Source organism: Pseudokineococcus sp. 5B2Z-1, from assembly GCF_037482305.1.
In the GTDB taxonomy this organism is placed as follows: Bacteria; Actinomycetota; Actinomycetes; order Actinomycetales; family Quadrisphaeraceae; genus Pseudokineococcus.
In genome coordinates this window covers 152,071-170,595 of the sequence record NZ_JBBHZG010000007.1, presented here as the reverse complement: position 1 = coordinate 170,595, position 18,525 = coordinate 152,071, and the positions used below count along the sequence as shown (strand labels likewise).

Sequence of the window (18,525 nt, the reverse complement as noted above, 5' to 3'; positions counted from 1 at the left end):
CCGACAGCAGCGTCACCTGGACCTCACCCCTGGGACAGACCACCACCGTCCCCGGCCCACCCCTGCTCCCCCGACCCCCCGCACCCGACGCTGACGCCGAGCAGGTCGGCCGGCACGACGACAGCAGTGACGGCAGCGGGCCACACCCCGCCGCCCCCGCGGCCCACCCCACGGCAGCGTCGACGTCCCGCCGCCACGCGGCGGCATGGAGGGTCGCCGCGTCCGGCTACCGCGTCGTGCCGTCCGCGCGTCCCGTGTCGAGCAGAGCGCAGTCCGGGCAGCACCGCACCAGCGCACCCAGCGCGGCGCCCACCGGTCGGCGAGTCCACGGCCCGTCCAGCCCCGACGACGTCCGGGACCTCGACAGCCACGTCGAGCTCCACCCCCGCCTGCTCGTCGGCCACCCCTACCCGACCGGCGACCTCGCCCACTGCGACACCCNCGACGTCCGGGACCTCGACAGCCACGTCGAGCTCCACCCCCGCCTGCTCGTCGGCCACCCCTACCCGACCGGCGACCTCGCCCACTGCGACACCCGCTGGACCCGCGACGAGCACCACCGCCAGCACGAGCCCCTCACCGACCACCCGGCACCCGCGACCGCCGCCCTCGCCGACGACACCGACCACGGCGGCTGGGGAGAGGGGCCACCGCCCTTCTGAGCTCCTCCCGGCAGACGGGCGCGCATCATCACCCGACCGACCACGCCGGCCGGGGCGGAGGACCACCGCTCGCCGAGACCGCCTCGCGGCGACGCGACCGGCCCAGGAGCAGCAGCCGCCGGCGACGGACGGCCGAGCGGCCGAGCGTCAGGACGTCAGGACGTCAGGACGTCAGGACGTCAGGACGTCAGAGGGTGGGGCGCGAGGGCTCCCCCGTGCCGGCGCCGGCGGCCGGGCCGTCGTCGAGGCCGAGCTCGTCCTGGGTGAAGACGGCGAGGTAGTCGAGCCCCTCCGCCTCGATGCGCTCCCGCGCCCCGGTGTCGCGGTCCACGAGGACGGCCACGGCGAGCACCTGCGCGCCGTGGGCGCGCAGCGCCTCGACGGCCGTCATGACCGAGCCGCCGGTCGTCATCGTGTCCTCGACGGCGACGACGGCGCGGCCCTCCACCGCCGGGCCCTCGATCTGCCGCTGCAGGCCGTGGGCCTTGCCCTGCTTGCGCACGACGAAGGCGTCGAGCGGGCGGCCCTGCGCCGCGGCGGCGTGGAGCATCGCCGCCGCCACGGGGTCCGCACCCATCGTCAGACCGCCCACGGCGTCGGGCGAGAGACCCCGCCCGTCGACCAGGTCGAGCATCACCCGCCCGACCAGCGGCGCCGCCTCGTGGTGCAGCGTGATGCGGCGCAGGTCGACGTAGTAGTCGGCCTCCGCGCCGCTGGACAGCGTCACCCGGCCGCGGACGACCGCCGTCTCGCGGATGAGGGCCAGGAGCCGCTCGCGGGCGTCCCCCAGCGCGTCGACGGGCAGGTCTGCGGTCTCGGCGGCGTCCACAGGCCGCCACGCTAGCGAGGTCGTCCACAGACCTGGCCGGGTGCCGCCGCGGGAGCGGTGGAGGGCGCCACGGTCTTCGTCATGAGCAGCGAGACGAGCACCGGGCCGACCGACCGGGCCTCCGGCGCCGCGAGACCCCCGTCCGAGCGCCCTGGCGGCAGGGACGAGCCGCAGGGCCCGACGCCCGGCGGGGAGGGAGCAGCAGTCGACGACGAGGGAACGGGAGCCCACGACGACGGAGCAGGGGCCGGCCCGGGCGCCCAGCGCGCCGACCTGGTCCCCGAGAGGACCAGCGACCCCACCGGGCTGGCCGGCTCCTGGGGCGGCCTCGAGGAGGTGGTCGCCGAGGAGGTCCTGCGCACCGCGCACCGGATGGAGGCCGCGGGCGTGCGGATCGAGCCCCCGGTCGGGCACCCGGCCTCGCTGGCCCTGTGCGTGGTCGAGGCCGTCTGGGCGCCCCGGGTGCGGCCGACCGCCGTCGCGGGCGTGGTGGCCCGGGTGCGCGAGCACCTCGCCGGCACGGGCGGACCGGGTGACGGGCTCGACGCCCCGGCGCTGCTGGCGTCCTTCACCGTCGCCGGGGACGACGAGGCGTGGGCCACCGCGCTGGCCACCCGGCACCGCACGGCGTCGACCGCGAGCGCCCCCCTCAAGGCCACCGCGGTGCGCGAGGCGGCGGAGGCCCTCGTCGGCGTCGGCGTCGTCACGACGGCGGACCTCCTGGCCGTCCTCCGCGACCACCGCGCCGCTGCGGCGCAGGCCCAGACCCACGCCCGGGCCCGGGCGGCCGCGGCGCCGTGGCCCCCGGTGGAGCCTCCTGCGGCACCGGCGTCCGAGCGGTGGGAGGCCGTGCGGGCGGCCTGGTGCGCCGCCGTGGGGCAGTCGTCGGGTCGGTCGTGGCACCGGCTGCTGCTCCTGGCCGGCGCGGAGCAGGTCGTGCCCGACGACGACGTCCGCCGCTTCACCTCGCGCCTCGTCCGCAGCCTCCTGGCGGGAGGTCAGCCGGCCCGCGCGGGCTCGCGGCCCGGCGCGCTGGAGGCCGCGGCGCTGCTCGAGGCGGCCGCGGCCGTCCTCGGCGCTCCCGCCCGCGAGGTCGACCACGTGGTGTGGCGCAGCGAGCTGCAGGCCGACGCCCGTCGCCCCGGCGACGGCCGGGCCAGCTGACGGCGCCCGGGAGGTGCGGAGCGGGCGGAGCGCGGCGGTCGGACGCGCGGGCGGCGAGGCGGTGGGGTCAGGCGTCCGCGAGGTCGACGAGGACGGGCGCGTGGTCGCTGGCGCCCTTGCCCTTGCGCTCCTGCCGGTCGATCTCCGCCCCCGTCACGCGCTCGGCGAGCGCCGGCGAGCACAGGGCGAAGTCGATGCGCATGCCCTCGCGGCGGGGGAAGCGGAGCTGGGTGTAGTCCCAGTACGTGTACGTCCCCGGCCCGGGGGCGTGGGGGCGCACGACGTCGGCGAAGCCCGCGTCGACGACGGCGCGGAAGGCCGCGCGCTCGGGCTCGGAGGTGTGGGTGCTCGTCGCGAAGACGGCCGGGTCCCAGACGTCCTCGTCGGTGGGCGCCACGTTCCAGTCCCCGCAGAGGGCGACCTGCGCCCGCGGGTCGTCCGCGAGCCAGGCGCTCCCGGCCTCGCGGAGCCGGGCCAGCCAGTCGAGCTTGTAGACGTAGTGCGGGTCGTCGAGCGCCCGGCCGTTCGGCACGTAGAGGCTCCACACGTCGACGCCGCCGCAGCGAGCGCCGATCGCCCGCGCCTCGGCCTCGGCGCCCTCGCCCCAGCCCGGCTGGCCCGGGAAGCCGACGCGCACGTCCTCCAGGCCCACCCGGGAGAGGACGGCGACGCCGTTCCACTGGCTCAGCCCGTGGTGGGCGACCTCGTAGCCGGCCTCGCGCAGCCGCTCCTCCGGGAACTGGTCGTCCCGGCACTTGGTCTCCTGGAGCGCCAGGACGTCGACGTCGCTGCGCTCGAGCCACGCCACCAGGCGGTCGACGCGGGCCCGGACGGAGTTGACGTTCCACGTGGCGATGCGCACGGGCGGCGACGCTACCCGCGGCGCGAGCGGGCGGGCGGACCGGGCGGGACGGGTCGGCGGCCGGGGGCGGGACGGGTCGGGCGCCGGGGGCGCTGCTCGCTACGGTCCTCCCCATGGCGACGGCACTGGTCACGGGCGGCACCTCGGGCATCGGGGCGGCCTTCGCCCGCGAGCTGGCGGGCCGCGGTCACGACCTCGTGCTCGTGGCCCGCGACGCCGCCCGGCTCGAGGAGTCGGCCGAGCGGCTGCGGGCCGGTGGCACGCGGGTCGAGGTGCTGCGAGCGGACCTCGCCGACCGGGCCGACGTCCAGCGCGTGGCCGACCGCCTCGGCGACGCCGCCCGCCCGGTGGACCTGCTCGTCAACAACGCGGGCTTCGGCCTGTCCTCGAAGCTCCTCTCGGAGGACACCTCGGAGCAGGAGCGCGCCCTCGACGTCATGTGCCGCGCCGTGCTCGTCCTCGGCGGCGCCGCCGGGCGGGCGATGCGCGACCGCGGGCGCGGCGCCGTCCTCAACGTCTCGAGCGTCGCCGGCTTCGTCACCATGGGCGGCTACTCGGCGGTCAAGGCGTGGGTCACCGCCTACTCGGAGGGGCTGTCGAACGAGCTGGCGGGCACCGGCGTCACCGTCACGGCGCTGTGCCCCGGCTTCGTGCGCACCGAGTTCCACGAGCGCGCCGCGCTGCGCATGGGCCACATGCCCGAGGTCGGCTGGGTCGACGTCGACGAGCTCGTCCGCACGGCCCTCGACGACGTCGCCCGCGGCCGCGTGGTGTCCGTGCCGACGAGGCGCTACGCCGCGGTCGTGCAGCTCGCCCGGCACGCCCCCCGCGGGCTCGTGCGCTGGGCCTCGCGCGCCATCGTCTCCTCGCGCAGCTGACGCCCGCTCGCCCGGCTGACGGCCCGGCGACCGCGCTCTCGGACGGGGCGACGGCGACCTCGCCGACCGCCCCACGGGCCCCGGTGCGCCGACGGCCGTGGACCCCCCCGCGGGCCACGGCCGTCGACGACACCTCTCGGCGCGGTGCGCCGCGCCCCCGAGAGTAGGACTCCACTGCTCCGAGCAACCAGCCCCGAGGCCCCTCCGGGATGTCCACACTTGTGTGGACGTGCCCGCGGGGAGGGCCGGGCCACCGCACCCGGCGAGCGCCGGGCGCGGTGGCCGCCGGGTCAGCCGGCGGCGGGCTCCCGACGCCTCAGGACGAGGCCCGAGCGACCCCGCCGCCCCGAGCCCGCGGCTCCCAGCGGCTGCCCGGCCGGGCGCCCCGGCGCGGCGTCGCCGTCGGCCCCGCCGGTCGCGGCGCCCGCCCCCGAGGGCGCGGCCGCGAGGGCCAGCGGCTCGCCGGCCCCGACCCCGCCGACGTCGGCGCCGGGGGCACCAGCCGCAGCGACGCCGGTCCCGGCCTCGGCGACCTCGGGCTCGTCGACGTCCACGACGACGACGTCGCCCTCGCCCACCTCGCCCGCCAGCAGCGCGCGGGCGAGGCGGTCGCCGACCTCCCGCTGCACGAGCCGGCGCAGGGGCCTCGCCCCGTAGGCCGGGTCGTAGGCCTCGAGGGCCAGCCAGTCGCGGGCGGCCGGCGTCACCTCGAGCCCCAGCCGCCGCTCGGCGAGGCGGTCGGCCAGCCGGTCGACCGCGATGGCGACGATGCGGCTCAGCTCCTCGGTGCCCAGCGGGTCGAAGACGACGACCTCGTCGAGCCGGTTGAGGAGCTCGGGCTTGAAGGCGCGGCGCACCTCGACCATGACGGCCTCGCGCTGCTGCTCCGCGGACCGCGACGGGTCCGCGAGGTGCTGGCTGCCGAGGTTGCTCGTCATGACGAGGACGACGTTGCGGAAGTCGACCGTGCGGCCCTGGCCGTCGGTGAGCCGCCCGTCGTCGAGCACCTGCAGGAGGACGTCGAAGACGTCGGGGTGCGCCTTCTCCACCTCGTCGAGCAGCACGACGGCGTAGGGGCGCCGCCGGACGGCCTCGGTGAGCTGGCCGCCCTGGTCGTACCCGACGTACCCGGGGGGCGCCCCGACGAGCCGCGCGACGGAGTGCTTCTCCCCGTACTCGCTCATGTCGATGCGGACCATGGCGCGCTCGTCGTCGAAGAGGAAGTCCGCCAGCGACTTCGCCAGCTCCGTCTTGCCGACGCCCGTGGGGCCGAGGAACAGGAAGGAGCCGGTGGGCCGGTCGGGGTCGCTGACCCCCGCGCGGCTGCGCCGGACGGCGTCCGAGACGGCCTCCACGGCGGCGCGCTGGCCGACGAGCCGGCGCCCCAGCACCTCCTCCATCCGCAGCAGCTTGTCCTGCTCCCCCTCCAGCAGGCGCCCGGCGGGGATGCCGGTCCAGGCGGCGACGACGTCGGCCACGTCGTCGGCGCCCACGCGCTGGGCGACCATCGGCTCCTCCCCGGCGTCCCCGGCCTCGTCGGCCTCGGCCTCGGCGAGCTCGCGCTCGACCGCGGGGATCTCCTCGTAGGTGAGACGGGACGCCGTCTCCCAGTCGGTGTCGCGGTAGGCCCGCTCGGCGTCCGAGCGCAGCCCGTCGAGGCGCGCGCGCAGCTCGCCGACCCGGTTGACGCCGCTCTTCTCGCGCTCCCACCGCGCCGACAGCCCGGCGAGGCGCTCGCGGCGGTCCGCCAGGTCGGCGCGCAGCCGCTCCAGGCGCTCGGCGGCGCCCGGGTCGTCCTCGGCGGCCTTGGCGAGCGCCATCTCCTCCATGACGAGGCGGTCGACGGCGCGGCTGAGCTCGTCGACCTCGACGGGCGAGGAGTCGAGCTCCATGCGCAGGCGGGACGCGGCCTCGTCGACGAGGTCGATGGCCTTGTCGGGCAGGCGGCGGCCGGTGATGTACCGGTCGGAGAGCTGGGCGGCCGCGACGAGCGCGCCGTCGGTGATGGTGACCTTGTGGTGCGCCTCGTAGCGCTCCTTGAGGCCGCGCAGGATCGTCACCGTGTCGGCCACGTCGGGCTCGCCGACGAAGACCTGCTGGAAGCGGCGCTCGAGCGCCGGGTCCTTCTCGACGCGCTCGCGGTACTCGTCGAGCGTCGTCGCGCCGACGAGCCGCAGCTCCCCGCGGGCGAGCATCGGCTTGAGCATGTTGCCCGCGTCCATGGCGCCCTCGGAGCCGCCGCCCGCGCCGACGACGGTGTGCAGCTCGTCGATGAAGGTGACGACCTGGCCGTCGCTGCCCTGGATCTCCGCGAGGACCGCCTTGAGGCGCTCCTCGAACTCCCCGCGGTACTTGGCGCCCGCGACCATCGCGGCGAGGTCCAGGGAGACCAGGCGCTTGCCGCGCAGGGACTCGGGGACGTCGCCGTCGACGATGCGCTGCGCCAGCCCCTCGACGACGGCCGTCTTGCCGACGCCGGGCTCGCCGATGAGGACGGGGTTGTTCTTCGTGCGCCGCGAGAGCACCTGCACGACCCGGCGGATCTCGGCGTCACGGCCCACGACGGGGTCGAGGCGGCCGTCGCGGGCCGCCTGCGTGAGGTCGGTGCCGTACTGCTCGAGGGCGTTGTACGTGCCCTCCGGGTCCGGCGACGTGACCTTCGCCGCACCCCGCACCCGGGGCAGCGCGTCGAGCAGCGCGTCGCGCGTGGCCCCCGCCGAACGGAGCAGCCCGCCGGTCGCGCCCGCGTCGGCCGCGAGGGCGAGGAGCAGGTGCTCGGTGGAGACGTAGGAGTCCCCCAGCGAGCGCATCTCCTGCTGGGCCACGGGCACCACGGCCAGGGCGCCGCGCGAGAGCTGCGGCTGCGCGACGGTGTCCCCGGACGTCCGGGGCAGCGCGGCGAGCAGGCCCTGCGCCTGGTCGCGCACGCGCGACGGCTGCGCCCCCACGGCCTCGAGCAGCCCGGCGACGACGCCCGCGGCGTCCTCGGTGAGCGCGGCGAGCAGGTGGGCGGCCTCCACCTGCGGGTGGCCGGCCGCGGCGGCGGCCTGCACCGCTGCGGTGATGGCCTCGCGGGTCCTCGTCGTGAACTCGGCGTCCAACGGGTACCTCCTCGTGCGTGCCGGTGGCCCGGCGGTCTGGCGGGGTGACGACTCGCGCCGTCGAGACTTGAGTCTATGCCGCTCAACCCCGGCGAGCGCTCCGGTGTTCCTCGGGTCCCCCGGACGGCCGCCCCTCGACGACGCCCCGCCCGGCCACGGGTGCCGGCGGGGCGGGCCGGTCGTCGAGCGGCTGACGCCGAGCGGCCCCCTAGAGTCGGCGCGCCGATGGCGGCCCCGGACGACGGGCGCCGACGCCGGCGCCGGTCCCACCGGCGCGGGGTGCAGCCACCGCCCCGCCGAGACCCGCCGACCCGGCGGACGCACAGCAGGAGGGCGGCATGACCGCTGGCACCACCCGGCCCCTCGAGGAGGAGCCGGCCCCCGCCGAGGACGTCGCGGTCGTCCTCGCCGAGCTGGGGCGGCTGCCCCTCGACCAGCCCCTGGGCCAGTACCTGCAGCGGGTCGCCGACCTCGCGGCCACGGTCCTGCGGGGGGTCGAGGCGCTCTCGGTCACGCTCGTCGAGGACGGCCGGGCCCGCTCGGCCGCCTTCACCGGCTCCGTCGCGGCCGCGCTCGACGAGCGCCAGTACGACGCCGGCTTCGGTCCCTGCCTCGACGCCGCGGTCTCGGGCGAGGTGGTCCTCCTCGACCTGGACGACCTCGGCGACCTCTACCCCGACTTCGCGCGGGAGGCCCGGCGCCAGGGCGTCGTCGCGGCCGCCTCGCTGGGCCTGCCCGTCGCCCAGCGGGTCGTCGGCGCGCTCAACCTCTACAGCACGAGCGGCGCGCTCGAGCCCACCACGGTGGAGCTGGCGCAGACCTTCGGCTCGTACGCGGCGGTGGCGCTCGCCAACGCCTCCCTCTACGGCTCGACGGCCCGTCTCGCCGCGCAGATGCAGGAGGCGATGAGCTCGCGCGCCGTCATCGAGCAGGCCAAGGGCGTGCTCATGGCGCGCCTCGCCGTCGACGCCGACGAGGCCTTCGCGCACCTCTCCCGCACGAGCCAGCGCACCAACACCAAGCTCCGCGAGACGGCCGCCGACCTCGTCGACCGGGCCCGTCGGGGCGAGGCCGGCTGACGGCGGGCGACCGCGGGCGCCCCGGCGGCGCCACGGTCACGGAACGGCCACGACGGCCGGGGATCCTTGCGCCCCTGCGGGGGTGGCGCCACCCTGCACCGATGACCAGCCCGGAGACCCGTCCGGGGCACCGATCGGGGCCCCGTCGGGACGCCCCTCGCCCCGAGCCCCGCCCGCCGGCCACCCGCCGCGCGGTCCCGCCCCCGCGCACCAGCGCGCACCCGAGCCCGGAGGAGCGCACGTGACCGGCATCGAGGACTTCGTCAACGACAACTTCACACCGTTCAGCGACGCCGTCGGCAGCATCATCTTCGCGCCGCTGACCATCGGGGACATCTCCGTCCCCTTCGTCGTCGTCTGGCTCATCGCCGCCGGCGTCATCTTCACGGTGGTGTTCGGCGTCCCGCAGGTCCGCCACATCCCCCTCGCCCTGAAGATCGTCCGGGGCAAGTTCACGCGCGGCGACGAGCCCGGCGAGGTGACCCACTTCCAGGCCCTCACCTCGGCGGTCTCGGGCACCGTCGGCCTCGGCAACATCGCGGGCGTCGGCGTCGCCGTCTCCGTCGGCGGGCCCGGCGCCACCTTCTGGATGGTCGTCGCCGGCCTCATCTCCATGTGCACGAAGTTCGTGGAGTGCACCCTCGGGGTGAAGTACCGCGAGATCCACGAGGACGGGTCCGTCACCGGCGGCCCGTTCCGCTACCTGCGCGCCGCCTTCGCGCGCTTCGGCGACAGCGCCCTCGCCCGTGGCGTGTCGAAGTTCCTCGTGGGCTTCTTCGCCGTCGCGATCCTGCTGTTCGGCATGGGCGGCGGCAACATGTTCCAGGCCAACCAGACCTTCGCCCAGGTGCAGAACGTCACGGGCGGCGAGGACGGCCTCTTCGGCACCACCTTCGCCACGCTGCTCTTCGGCCTCGGGCTCGCGGCGCTCGTCGGCGTCGTCATCATCGGCGGCATCAAGTCCATCGGCGCCGTCACGAGCCGCCTCATCCCGGCGATGGCGATCTTCTACGTCGTCTCCTGCCTCGTCGTCATCGCGCTCAACATCGGCCAGGTCCCGGCCGCGATCGGCGAGATCTTCGGCGGCGCCTTCTCCCCCGAGGGCGTCTCCGGCGGCGTGCTCGGCGCCCTCGTCGTCGGCTTCCAGCGGGCGGCCTTCTCCAACGAGGCCGGCATCGGCTCGGCGCCGACGGCCCACTCGGCCGTGCGCACCGAGCGCCCCGTCACCGAGGGCTTCGTCGCCATGCTCGAGCCCTTCGTCGACACGGTGATCGTCTGCACGATGACCGCCCTGACGATCATCATCGCCAACCCGGCCTCCTACGTCGCCGCGCGCCAGGAGGTCGCCGAGACCGGGTCCACGGGCGCGGACGGCGTCGTCCTCACCTCCGACGCCTTCGCCGAGGTCGCCGGCTGGTTCCCGTACCTGCTCGTCGTCGCGGTGGCGCTCTTCGCGTACTCGACGCTCGTCACGTGGAGCTACTACAGCCTCAAGGCCTGGACGACGCTCTTCGGGCGCAGCCGCACGTCCGAGACGATCTTCAAGATCGCCTACCTGTTCTTCACGGTGATGGGCACGCTGCTCACGCTGACGGCGGTCCTCAACTTCGCCGACGCGATGCTCTTCGCCTGCGCCTTCGTCAACATCCTCGGCCTGTACCTGCTCATGCCGGTGGTCAAGCAGGAGGTGCGCAGCTTCCTCGACGACATCAAGAGCGGTCGGATGAAGGAGGTCGAGCACCCGCAGTCCCTGCTGCACCCGGGCGAGAACCGCTGACCGGCGCCTCCCCAGCCGCTCGACCCCGCAGCGCCCCGCGAGCCCCGGCTCGCGGGGCGCTCGTGCGTCCGGACGCCCCCACCCCCGGGGCCGACGAGGTCAGGAGGCGGCGTCGACGAGGCGCGAGCGGACCAGCCGGGCGGAGCGGACCTCGAGCACGGGCTCGCTCCCCCCGGGCCGCACGCGCGGGTCGAGGAAGACGGCCGAGGCCGGGTCGAGGGGCAGCGCGGTGACGTGGACCTCGCGCTGGCCGGGCTCGACGGGGACGTCCCAGGGGCGCCCGTGCCAGAACTGGTCGGCGACGCCGACGCCGTCGACGGACGCCGTCGCGACGTCGCCGACCCAGTCGAGCGTCAGCAGGAGCCGGTCCCCCGCCCCGCCCCCCAGGTCACCGGCGGGGACGTCGACCGCGGGGAGGTCGACCCGCACGAGCGCCGCGCCGGCGAGGTCCTCCGGCCGCGGGGCGGACGCCCGGTCCGCCGGTCCGCCGGTGCGCCGCGGCGCCGGCGCCGTCGCGGCCCGCAGGACGGTGAGCGTCGGCTGCTCGCCCAGCGGCTCCGGGCCCGGCACCGCGTAGGCGCTGAAGACACCGGGTCCCGCCCCGAGCGGCGTCAGCCCCGGCCCCGGCCGGGCGAGCGGCGGGCAGGCGAGGAGCCGCTGCTCCGGCCGGCTCGTCCGCAGGCGCAGCCGGCCGGCGTCGAGGAGCAGCCCCTCGTCCCACACGAGCGCGGTGTCGACCCCGCCGACCTCGCCGCGCCAGGTCCGGGCCGCCGTCCGCGGGTCGAGCACGACGACCGTCGTCCCGGCCGCGCGGACGACGCGGTCCGGCCCGGGCGCGCCGTCGACGGCGACGGCGGTGCGCCCGCCTCCGGACGACAGGACGCGCGCGCCGGAGACCTCGTCGGGCGCCACCCCCTCGAGGACGAGCTCCACGGGCACCCCGCGCGTCGCCGCGACGACGACGAGCGGCCCCTCGGCCGTGGCCACCTCGGTGACGGGCTGCACGGTGCCGCTCACCGCGGCGAGGCCGCCCATCGGCTGCCGCACGGGCCAGACGGCGCACACCCCCGACCGCAGCGTGACGGGGCGGCTGGGCAGGACGACGTCGCCGTCATCGAGCTCCACCCGCAGCTGGACCCCGGGCAGGTCCGGCAGGGGCTCGGCCGCCGGTTGGTGGTGGTTGAGGAAGAGGTGCCCGCCCCGCGGGGTCCCGCGGTAGGACCAGCGAGGCGCGCCGTCGGCCGCGGGCGCCACGACCACCGCCGAGCCCAGCAGCGAGGCGCCCGCGCGCTCGAGGAAGAGGTGCTGCTGGCGCAGCAGGTGGTAGTGCTCGCGAAGCTGGCCGTGCGCCCCCACCGGGGCGCCGTAGTCGTAGTCGAGGGCGGGGAGGTCGTTGGGGTACCCGGTGGCCTGGGACTCCTGCAGGGATCCCGTCTCTCCCACCACCTGCGTGCCGCCGTGGAAGAGGTAGTACCCCTGCCACGCCGAGCCGCTGCCGAGCTTGACGAGGGCGAGCGCCGCGACGTCCTCCGGGTCGACGAGGGGGCGGCGGTGGTAGGCGGGGACCATGCCGGCGCCGAGCTCGCACGTCACCCAGGGGAAGCGCTCGTCCTGCGGGCGCGGGACCGCCGCGCTCGTGCGCAGGTCCGCTCCCACCGTGAGGTCGTCGCGGACGGTGGAGAAGGCGTAGTGGGTGCGCCCGAAGTCGGGCCACCCCTCGTCGGCCTCCGCCCAGAAGCCGTCCGGGTAGCCGGCGTAGATGGGCAGCAGGTCCTCCGGCAGCCGCGCACCGCCCCAGGCGGTCGCCGTCCACAGGGGCGCGACCAGCCCGGCCTCCTCGGCCGCGGCGCGCAGCCACGCCAGGTGCTCGGGGTCGTCGTAGAGCTCGTTGTCCGCCTGGATCCCGACGACCGGCGCGTCCGGCGTCGCGTCGGTCCGCAGGAACTCGCCCACCTGGCCCGCGACGGCGGCGAACCACGAGCGGACGAGCTCCTGGTAGCGCGGGTCGTTCGTCCGGTGCCGCACGTCCAGCGCCTGCAGCCAGTCGGGGAAGCCCCCGTGGCGGGCCTCCCCGTGGACCCAGGGCCCCACGCGCAGCACCACGAGGAGGCCGTGCCGGGCGGCCAGGGCGAGGAAGCGCCGCACGTCGCGGTCACCGTCCCAGCGCAGCGCGCCCCGCCGCTCCTCGTGCACCGACCAGATGAGGTAGGTCGCCACGACCCCCACGCCGCCGGCCTTCATGACCAGCAGCTCCTCCTCCCACCGGTCGGCGCGGTCGCGGCTGAAGTGGTACTCGCCCATGACGGGGAACCAGGGACGGCCGTCCCGGGTGAGGCAGCGGTCGGTCAACGACACGGCGCCCGCTCGGTCCGGGGGCTCGCCCATCCGCGCGTGCGCCGCCACGCCCTCGCGCGCGGCCGGGGGCGCGACGGCGCGCAGTGAGGAGACCACGGTGCGGGCTCCCCCTCGCGGGTCGGCGCGGGCGTCCGTCGTCTCCTCGCTCACGACCGCTGGACGCTACGGCCGCTCGCGCCCGGCCGGAAGGGCGTACCGGCGGCTCACCTGGACGATCCGACGGTGGGCCTCATCCCCGGCGCCCCTGCGCCGACCGCCGGCCGGGCCCCGCGAGCCGTCGCAGCACGACGCCGACCGCCAGCACGCCCGCGCCCGCCACGACGGAGGCGAGCGGCAGGGCGAGCGCCAGGACGACGCAGCCGGCGGCCCCGACGACGGCGACCGCGCGCGGCGCGAGCCGGTGCTCGCGGGTCTGGGTCAGCGCCGAGAGGTTGGCGACGAGGTAGTAGACGAGCACCCCGAAGCTGGAGAAGCCGATGACCTCGCGCAGGTCGCCGAGGAGGACGGCGACGGCGACCACCGCGGCGACGGCCACCTCGGCGTGGTGGGGCACCCGGTGGCGCGGGTGCACGGCCGCGAGCCAGCGGGGCAGGTCGCCCTCGCGGGCCATGGCGAGCGCCGTGCGGCTGATCCCGGCGAGCAGCGCGAGGAGCGCGCCGCAGCAGGCGGCCACGGCGCCGACCCGCACGAGCGCCGAACCGCCCGGCCACGGCCCGGCCGCCACCACCTGCTCGAGCGGCGCCGCGGCCGAGGCCAGCGCGGCGGGGCCGAGCGCCCCGAGGGCGGCGGCCGCGACGACGGCGTAGACGACGAGCACCGCCGCCAGGGCGAGCAGCACCGCCCGCGGGATCGTCCGCTCCGGCGCCCGCACCTCCTCGGCGAGCGTCGTCACGCGCGCGTAGCCCGCGAAGGCGAAGAAGAGGATGCCGGCGGCCTGCAGGACCCCGCGCCAACCGCCGTCGCCCGGCGCGAGCAGGTCGTCGAGCGGGGAGCCCGCGACCGGCGCGCCCCCGCGGCCGGTGACGCCCGAGACCACGACGAGCGCGAGGGCGAGCAGCACGACGACGAGCAGCACGCGCGCCGCCCGCGCGGTGCGCGTGACGCCCCGGTAGCCCAGCGCCGCGAGGGCGACGACGAGGACCGCCGCCGCCGGGCGCTGCCACGGGCCCGGGACGGCGTAGGCGGCCGCCGCCAGGGCCATCGCCGCGCAGCTCGCCGTCTTGCCGACGACGAAGCCCCAACCGGCGACGTAGCCCCACCACGGCCCGAGCTGGCGCCGTCCGAAGAGGTAGGTGCCCCCCGACGAGGGGTGCTGGACGGCGAGCTGGGCCGACGACGTCGCGTTGCACGCGGCGACGACCGCGGCCACGGCGAGGCCGACGAGCAGCCCCGCCCCCGCGGCCGCCGCGGCCGGCGCGAGGGCGGCGAAGACCCCGGCGCCGAGCATCGACGAGACGCCCACGACGACGGCATCGCCCGTCCCCAGCTGCCGCCGCAGGCGCGGCGCGCCGCCCGCGCCGTCCGCGCTCGTCGTCACGCCCGCCTCCTGGAACTCCCGCCGAGGGCGGACGTCGTAGCCCTTCTCCGCCGTCGGCACGGCTGCCGGCGGAGGAAGGCTACGAAGTCCGGGAAGACGGGCGGTGACGGCGCGGTGGACGGCGGGTGGCGCGCGAGGATGGCGGCATGGACGAGGTGCGCATCGCCAGTGACCGGCTGTCCGTCGTCGTCGCCCGCCACGGGGCCGAGCTGCAGTCGCTGCGGTGGACGCCGCCGGCCGGGGACGGCGGCCCGGGCGGTGACGACCCCCTCGAGCTGCTGTGGCAGGCGGGCCCGGAGTGGCGGCGCCACGCACCGGTGCTCTTCCCCGTGGTCGGGCGGGTCGCGGACGACGAGGTCGTCGTCGACGGCCGGCGCCACCCCATGGGGCAGCACGGCTTCGCCCGGGACAGCGACTTCGAGCTGCTCGAGGCGTCGCCGTCGCGCGCCGTCCTGCGGCTCGTCGACGACGGGTCCACGCGCGAGCACTACCCCTTCCCCTTCTCCCTCGTCGTCGCCTACGACGTCGCCGGCGACGCGCTGTCGGTCCGCTGGACGGTGAGCACGCACGGCGACGAGCCGCTGCCGTGCTCCCTCGGCTGGCACCCGGCGTTCCGCTGGCCGCTCGTCGACGGGGTCGCCAAGGCCGACCACGTCGTGCGCTTCGCCGAGCCCGAGCCCGACGACGTCCGCGGGGTCCGCGACGGCCTGCTCACCGAGCCGGTGCCGACGCCGGTGCAGGGCGACGTCCTGCCCCTGTCGGAGGGCCTGTTCGCCGACGACGCCGTCGTCATGGACCAGGTCCGCAGCCGCACCGTCCGCTACGGCGCGCCCGGCACCCCGACGGTCCGCCTCGACGTCGAGGGCTTCCCCCAGCTCGGCGTCTGGTCCAAGCCCTCGGGCGCCGACTTCGTCTGCCTCGAGCCGTGGGCGGGCCTGGCCTCGCCCGAGGGGTGGCAGGGCGAGCTGCGCGACAAGCCCTACGGCCAGCACGTCGCGCCCGGCGGGGTGCGCGAGGCGGCCTGCACGGTGACGGTCGAGCCGCCGGTCTGACGCGGCGGGACCGCCGGTCGCCGACCCCCGACGACGTCAGGCCATCGTCGAGCCGCGGACGACGAGGTGCGTCGGGAGCACCGTGCGCCCGGGCGAGGGCCTGCCGTCCACCGCCTCGAGCAGGAGCCGGGCCGCGGTCCGGCCGACCTCGTGCATCTCCAGGCCCACGGTCGTCAGCGGGGGCCGGCTGGCCAGGGCCATGACGTCCCAGTCGTCGAAGCCCGTGACGGCGACGTCGTCCGGCACGGCGCGGCCCAGCTCGCGCAGGCGGTCGCAGGCGCCCCGCGCCACCTGGTCGCTGCCGCAGGTGATGCCGTCGAGGTCGGGCGCCGCCCGCAGCAGGAGGTCCACCGCGCGCCGCCCCCACTCCTCGCTCCACGCCCCGTGCAGCGGGTCGGCGACGAGCGGCAGCCCCGCGGCGAGCGCCGCGTCGCGCACCGCGTCCGCGCGGGCGCGGGCGGAGGCGTGCGAGCGGGCTCCTGTCACGTGGCCGACGCGCCGGCGCCCGAGGCTGTGCAGGTGGGCCAGCGCCGCGGCCGCGCCGCCCCGCTCGTCGACGACGACGCTCGTGTCCTCCTCCCGCGACGACGGCTGGAAGGCGTAGACGACGGGGACGGCGACGTCGACGGGCGGCCGCGGGTCGGTGCGGCGGCCGGTGACGATGACGCCGTCCACGCGGCGCGAGGCCAGCGAGCGCAGGTGGTGGCGCTCGCGCAGGGGGTCGTCGCGCGTGTCGCAGAGCAGGACGGCGACGTCGCCCGCGCCCAGGGCGTCCTCGGCGCCCAGGACGACCGGCAGCGTGAAGCGGCCGATGCTGTCGGTGGTCACGAGCCCCACGGTGAAGCTGCGGCCGGAGGACAGCGCCCGCCCCACGCCGTCCGGCGTGAAGCCCAGCTGCTCGGCGGCGCGGCGCACGCGCGCCCGGGTCTCCTCGCGCAGCTGCCCGGTGCCGCTCAGCGCCTTCGACGCCGTCCCGGGGGCGACGCCCGCCAGCGCCGCCACGTCGACGATGCGCACGGGCCGCGCCGCGGCCGCCCCCGGGCCCCGCGAGCTGGTGACCACCCCGACCCCTCCCCGCGGCACGGGCGTGCCGCCGTGCCGCGCTCTCGCGCGGCCCCCGGCGCCGGGCGACCGCCCGCCGTCCCGGGAGTGTAAGGACGCGCAGCCGTGGGGCCTTGCCCGGACGCGCACGGCGGGTCTACGGTCACCGCAGGAAAACGTGTTCTGAGCGTTCCGCGATCGAGGGAGATCCGTGGCCACTGCAGCAGACGTCCCCGCCCGCACCGGTGCAGCCACCGCGGGCCCGGCAGCCCCCAGCCGGGGCACCACCCCGCTCGCGCCGGTGCCGCCCGGCCGGGCCCGGGTCGAGGGCGGGTGGTGGGCCGACCGCCAGCGCGCGAACGCCGAGCGCGCCCTCCCCGAGGGCCGCCGGCACCTCGAGGAGTGGGGCAACCTCGACAACCTGCGGATCGCCGCCGGCGCCCCCGGCGAGACGCGCGGGCCCGTCTTCATGGACTCCGACGTCTACAAGTGGCTCGAGGCCGCCGCCTGGGAGCAGGGCCGCGCGCCGTCGGACCGGCTGCTCGCCGACATCCACGAGGTCGTCGCCGTCGTCGCCGCGGCCCAGGCCGAGGACGGCTACCTCGACTCCGTGGTGCAGGTGACGGGCGGGGCCGTCGACGGCAGCGGAGGCCCCCGGAGCCGGTACGCCAACCTCCCCTGGAGCCACGAGCTCTACTGCGCGGGGCACCTCTTCCAGGCGGCCGTGGCGCTGTCACGGGCCACGGGCGAGCGCGACCTCCTCGACGTGGCGGTCCGGCTGGCCGACCACCTCGTCGAGGTCTTCGGCGACGGCGAGGGGCAGCTGCGCGACGTCGACGGCCACCCGGTCGTCGAGATGGGCCTCGTCGAGCTGTTCCGCGAGACGGGCGACCGCCGCTACCTCGAGGCCGCGCGGTGGCACGTCGAGGCCCGCGGCCACGGCCTCGTGGCCGCGCACGGGCACGAGCCGACGTACTTCTCCGACCGGGTCCCCGTGCGCGAGGCGACGACGGTCGAGGGCCACGCCGTGCGCGCCGTCTACCTCGCCGCCGGCGCGACCGACGTCGCCGTCGAGACCGGCGACACCGAGCTGCTGGCGGCGCTGAGCACCCAGTTCGCGCACATGCTCGCCACGAAGACCTACGTCACCGGCGGCCTCGGCTCGCGGTGGGACGGCGAGGCCTTCGGCGACCCCCACGAGCTGCCCTCGGACCGGGCGTACGCCGAGACGTGCGCCGCCATCGGCGGCGTCCAGTGGGCCTGGCGGATGCTGCTCGCCACCGGTGACGCGCTCTACGCCGACGCGCTCGAGCGGATGCTCGCCAACGGCTTCGCCGCCGGCGTCTCCCTCGCGGGCGACGAGTACTTCTACGTCAACGCCCTCCACGTGCGGGACGGCGCCCACGCGGACCACGAGCGCAGCCCCGCCCGCGGCCGGCAGAGCTGGTTCGGGTGCGCCTGCTGCCCGCCCAACGTCATGCGGACCCTGTCGAGCCTCGACGGCTACCTCGCCACGACGGACGCCACGGGCGTCCAGCTGCACCTCTTCGCACCGGGGCGGGTCGACGTCGACCTCGAGGGCGGACCGCTGCGCCTGCGCGTGGAGACGGGCTACCCCGTCGACGGCGAGGTGCGCGTGCGGGTCGAGGAGGCGCCGCCCTCCGCCGCGCTGTCCCTGCGCGTGCCCGGCTGGGCCGAGAGCGCGACGCTGCGGCGCGGGGACGCCGCCGAGGACGTCGCGCCGGGGACCTACGCCCGCGCGGAGGGTCTCGAGGCGGGCGAGGAGCTCGTGCTCGTGCTGCCCGTGCGGCCCCGCTGGACCCGGGCCGACGCGCGGGTCGACGACGCCCGCGGCTGCCTGGCCCTCGAGCGCGGACCCCTCGTCTACGCCGTCGAGCAGCGCGACCTCCCGGAGGGGGCGTCCGTGGACGACCTCGTCGTCGACGCCGACGCCTCCCCGCAGGACGCGGGCACCGACCACGCCCTGGGCGGCGCGGTGCGCGTGCGCCTCTCGGCCACGCTGCGGGGGCGCGACGACGCCGCGGCGACCTTCCTCCCAGCCGGGGCGGACCGGCCCGGGACGGGCGAGCGCGTCGAGGTGACGGCCGTCCCCTACGCGACGTGGGCCAACCGCGGCCCCGGGCCGATGCGCGTGTGGCTGCCCACGGCCTGAGGCCGGACCGCCCGC

The 18,525-nt window shown here is 77.2% G+C and carries 12 protein-coding genes; 6 read left to right on the top strand and 6 right to left on the bottom strand.

The annotated features are described in order from the left end of the window. Positions 1–849: 849 nt before the first annotated feature. On the bottom strand, positions 850–1,491 hold the full coding sequence (pyrE, locus tag WDV85_RS15740) for an orotate phosphoribosyltransferase (RefSeq protein WP_339571532.1): 642 nt from the start codon (positions 1,489–1,491) through the stop codon (positions 850–852). An 81-nt stretch (positions 1,492–1,572) separates the two neighbouring features. On the opposite strand from pyrE, the gene WDV85_RS15735 reads away from it, so the two are divergent. Then, a complete protein-coding gene (locus tag WDV85_RS15735) occupies positions 1,573–2,655 on the top strand; it encodes a hypothetical protein (RefSeq protein WP_339571531.1) in 1,083 nt (360 codons plus the stop codon). A gap of 67 nt (positions 2,656–2,722) precedes the next feature. Here WDV85_RS15735 and WDV85_RS15730 read toward each other — a convergent pair whose 3' ends face one another. Continuing rightward, positions 2,723–3,517 carry an exodeoxyribonuclease III gene (locus WDV85_RS15730; RefSeq protein ID WP_339571530.1) on the bottom strand — a complete coding sequence of 265 codons (795 nt, stop codon included), beginning with the start codon at positions 3,515–3,517 and terminating at the stop codon, positions 2,723–2,725. Between the two features lie 113 nt (positions 3,518–3,630). Here WDV85_RS15730 and WDV85_RS15725 point away from each other — a divergent pair, with 113 nt between their 5' ends. Then, the gene (locus tag WDV85_RS15725; protein WP_339571529.1) at positions 3,631–4,395 is read left to right on the top strand and encodes an SDR family NAD(P)-dependent oxidoreductase; all 765 of its coding nucleotides are present in this window, start codon (positions 3,631–3,633) and stop codon (positions 4,393–4,395) included. Positions 4,396–4,685: 290 nt separating this feature from the next. On the opposite strand, the gene clpB is transcribed toward WDV85_RS15725, so the two are convergent. Beyond that, positions 4,686–7,496 (bottom strand): ATP-dependent chaperone ClpB, encoded by a 2,811-nt coding sequence (gene clpB / locus WDV85_RS15720; protein ID WP_445263357.1) that lies wholly within the window; start codon positions 7,494–7,496, stop codon positions 4,686–4,688. A 338-nt stretch (positions 7,497–7,834) separates the two neighbouring features. On the opposite strand from clpB, the gene WDV85_RS15715 reads away from it, so the two are divergent. Continuing rightward, positions 7,835–8,575: a GAF and ANTAR domain-containing protein gene (locus WDV85_RS15715; protein ID WP_339571528.1), complete on the top strand. Its 741-nt coding sequence runs from the start codon at positions 7,835–7,837 to the stop codon at positions 8,573–8,575. A gap of 241 nt (positions 8,576–8,816) precedes the next feature. After that, entirely contained in the window at positions 8,817–10,352 is a 1,536-nt protein-coding gene (locus WDV85_RS15710; RefSeq protein WP_339571527.1) for an alanine/glycine:cation symporter family protein, read from the top strand. 99 nt (positions 10,353–10,451) lie between these two features. Here the strand turns inward: WDV85_RS15710 and WDV85_RS15705 are convergent, their stop codons facing one another. Both WDV85_RS15705 and WDV85_RS15700 read right to left on the bottom strand, forming a co-directional pair. Then, complete coding sequence (locus WDV85_RS15705; RefSeq protein ID WP_339571526.1) at positions 10,452–12,857, bottom strand: beta-galactosidase; 2,406 nt, start codon at positions 12,855–12,857, stop codon at positions 10,452–10,454. Between the two features lie 79 nt (positions 12,858–12,936). Next, positions 12,937–14,244: an APC family permease gene (locus WDV85_RS15700; RefSeq protein WP_339571525.1), complete on the bottom strand. Its 1,308-nt coding sequence runs from the start codon at positions 14,242–14,244 to the stop codon at positions 12,937–12,939. 146 nt (positions 14,245–14,390) lie between these two features. Between WDV85_RS15700 and WDV85_RS15695 the strand changes: the two genes are divergently transcribed. Beyond that, positions 14,391–15,296 (top strand): aldose 1-epimerase family protein, encoded by a 906-nt coding sequence (locus tag WDV85_RS15695; protein ID WP_339571524.1) that lies wholly within the window; start codon positions 14,391–14,393, stop codon positions 15,294–15,296. Between the two features lie 36 nt (positions 15,297–15,332). Here WDV85_RS15695 and WDV85_RS15690 read toward each other — a convergent pair whose 3' ends face one another. Beyond that, positions 15,333–16,358, bottom strand: a complete 1,026-nt coding sequence (locus WDV85_RS15690; RefSeq protein WP_339571523.1) for a LacI family DNA-binding transcriptional regulator — start codon at positions 16,356–16,358, stop codon at positions 15,333–15,335. Between the two features lie 190 nt (positions 16,359–16,548). Between WDV85_RS15690 and WDV85_RS15685 the strand changes: the two genes are divergently transcribed. After that, positions 16,549–18,510, top strand: a complete 1,962-nt coding sequence (locus tag WDV85_RS15685) for a glycoside hydrolase family 127 protein (protein ID WP_339571522.1) — start codon at positions 16,549–16,551, stop codon at positions 18,508–18,510. Positions 18,511–18,525: the final 15 nt, after the last annotated feature.

What these genes read in the sequence shown, in the direction of transcription:
- WDV85_RS15735 (WP_339571531.1), top strand. Translation starts at nt 1,573, where the DNA reads ATGAGCAGCGAGACGAGCACCGGGCCGACCGACCGGGCCTCCGGCGCC.
- WDV85_RS15725 (WP_339571529.1), top strand. Translation starts at nt 3,631, where the DNA reads ATGGCGACGGCACTGGTCACGGGCGGCACCTCGGGCATCGGGGCGGCC.
- WDV85_RS15715 (WP_339571528.1), top strand. Translation starts at nt 7,835, where the DNA reads ATGACCGCTGGCACCACCCGGCCCCTCGAGGAGGAGCCGGCCCCCGCC.
- WDV85_RS15695 (WP_339571524.1), top strand. Translation starts at nt 14,391, where the DNA reads ATGGACGAGGTGCGCATCGCCAGTGACCGGCTGTCCGTCGTCGTCGCC.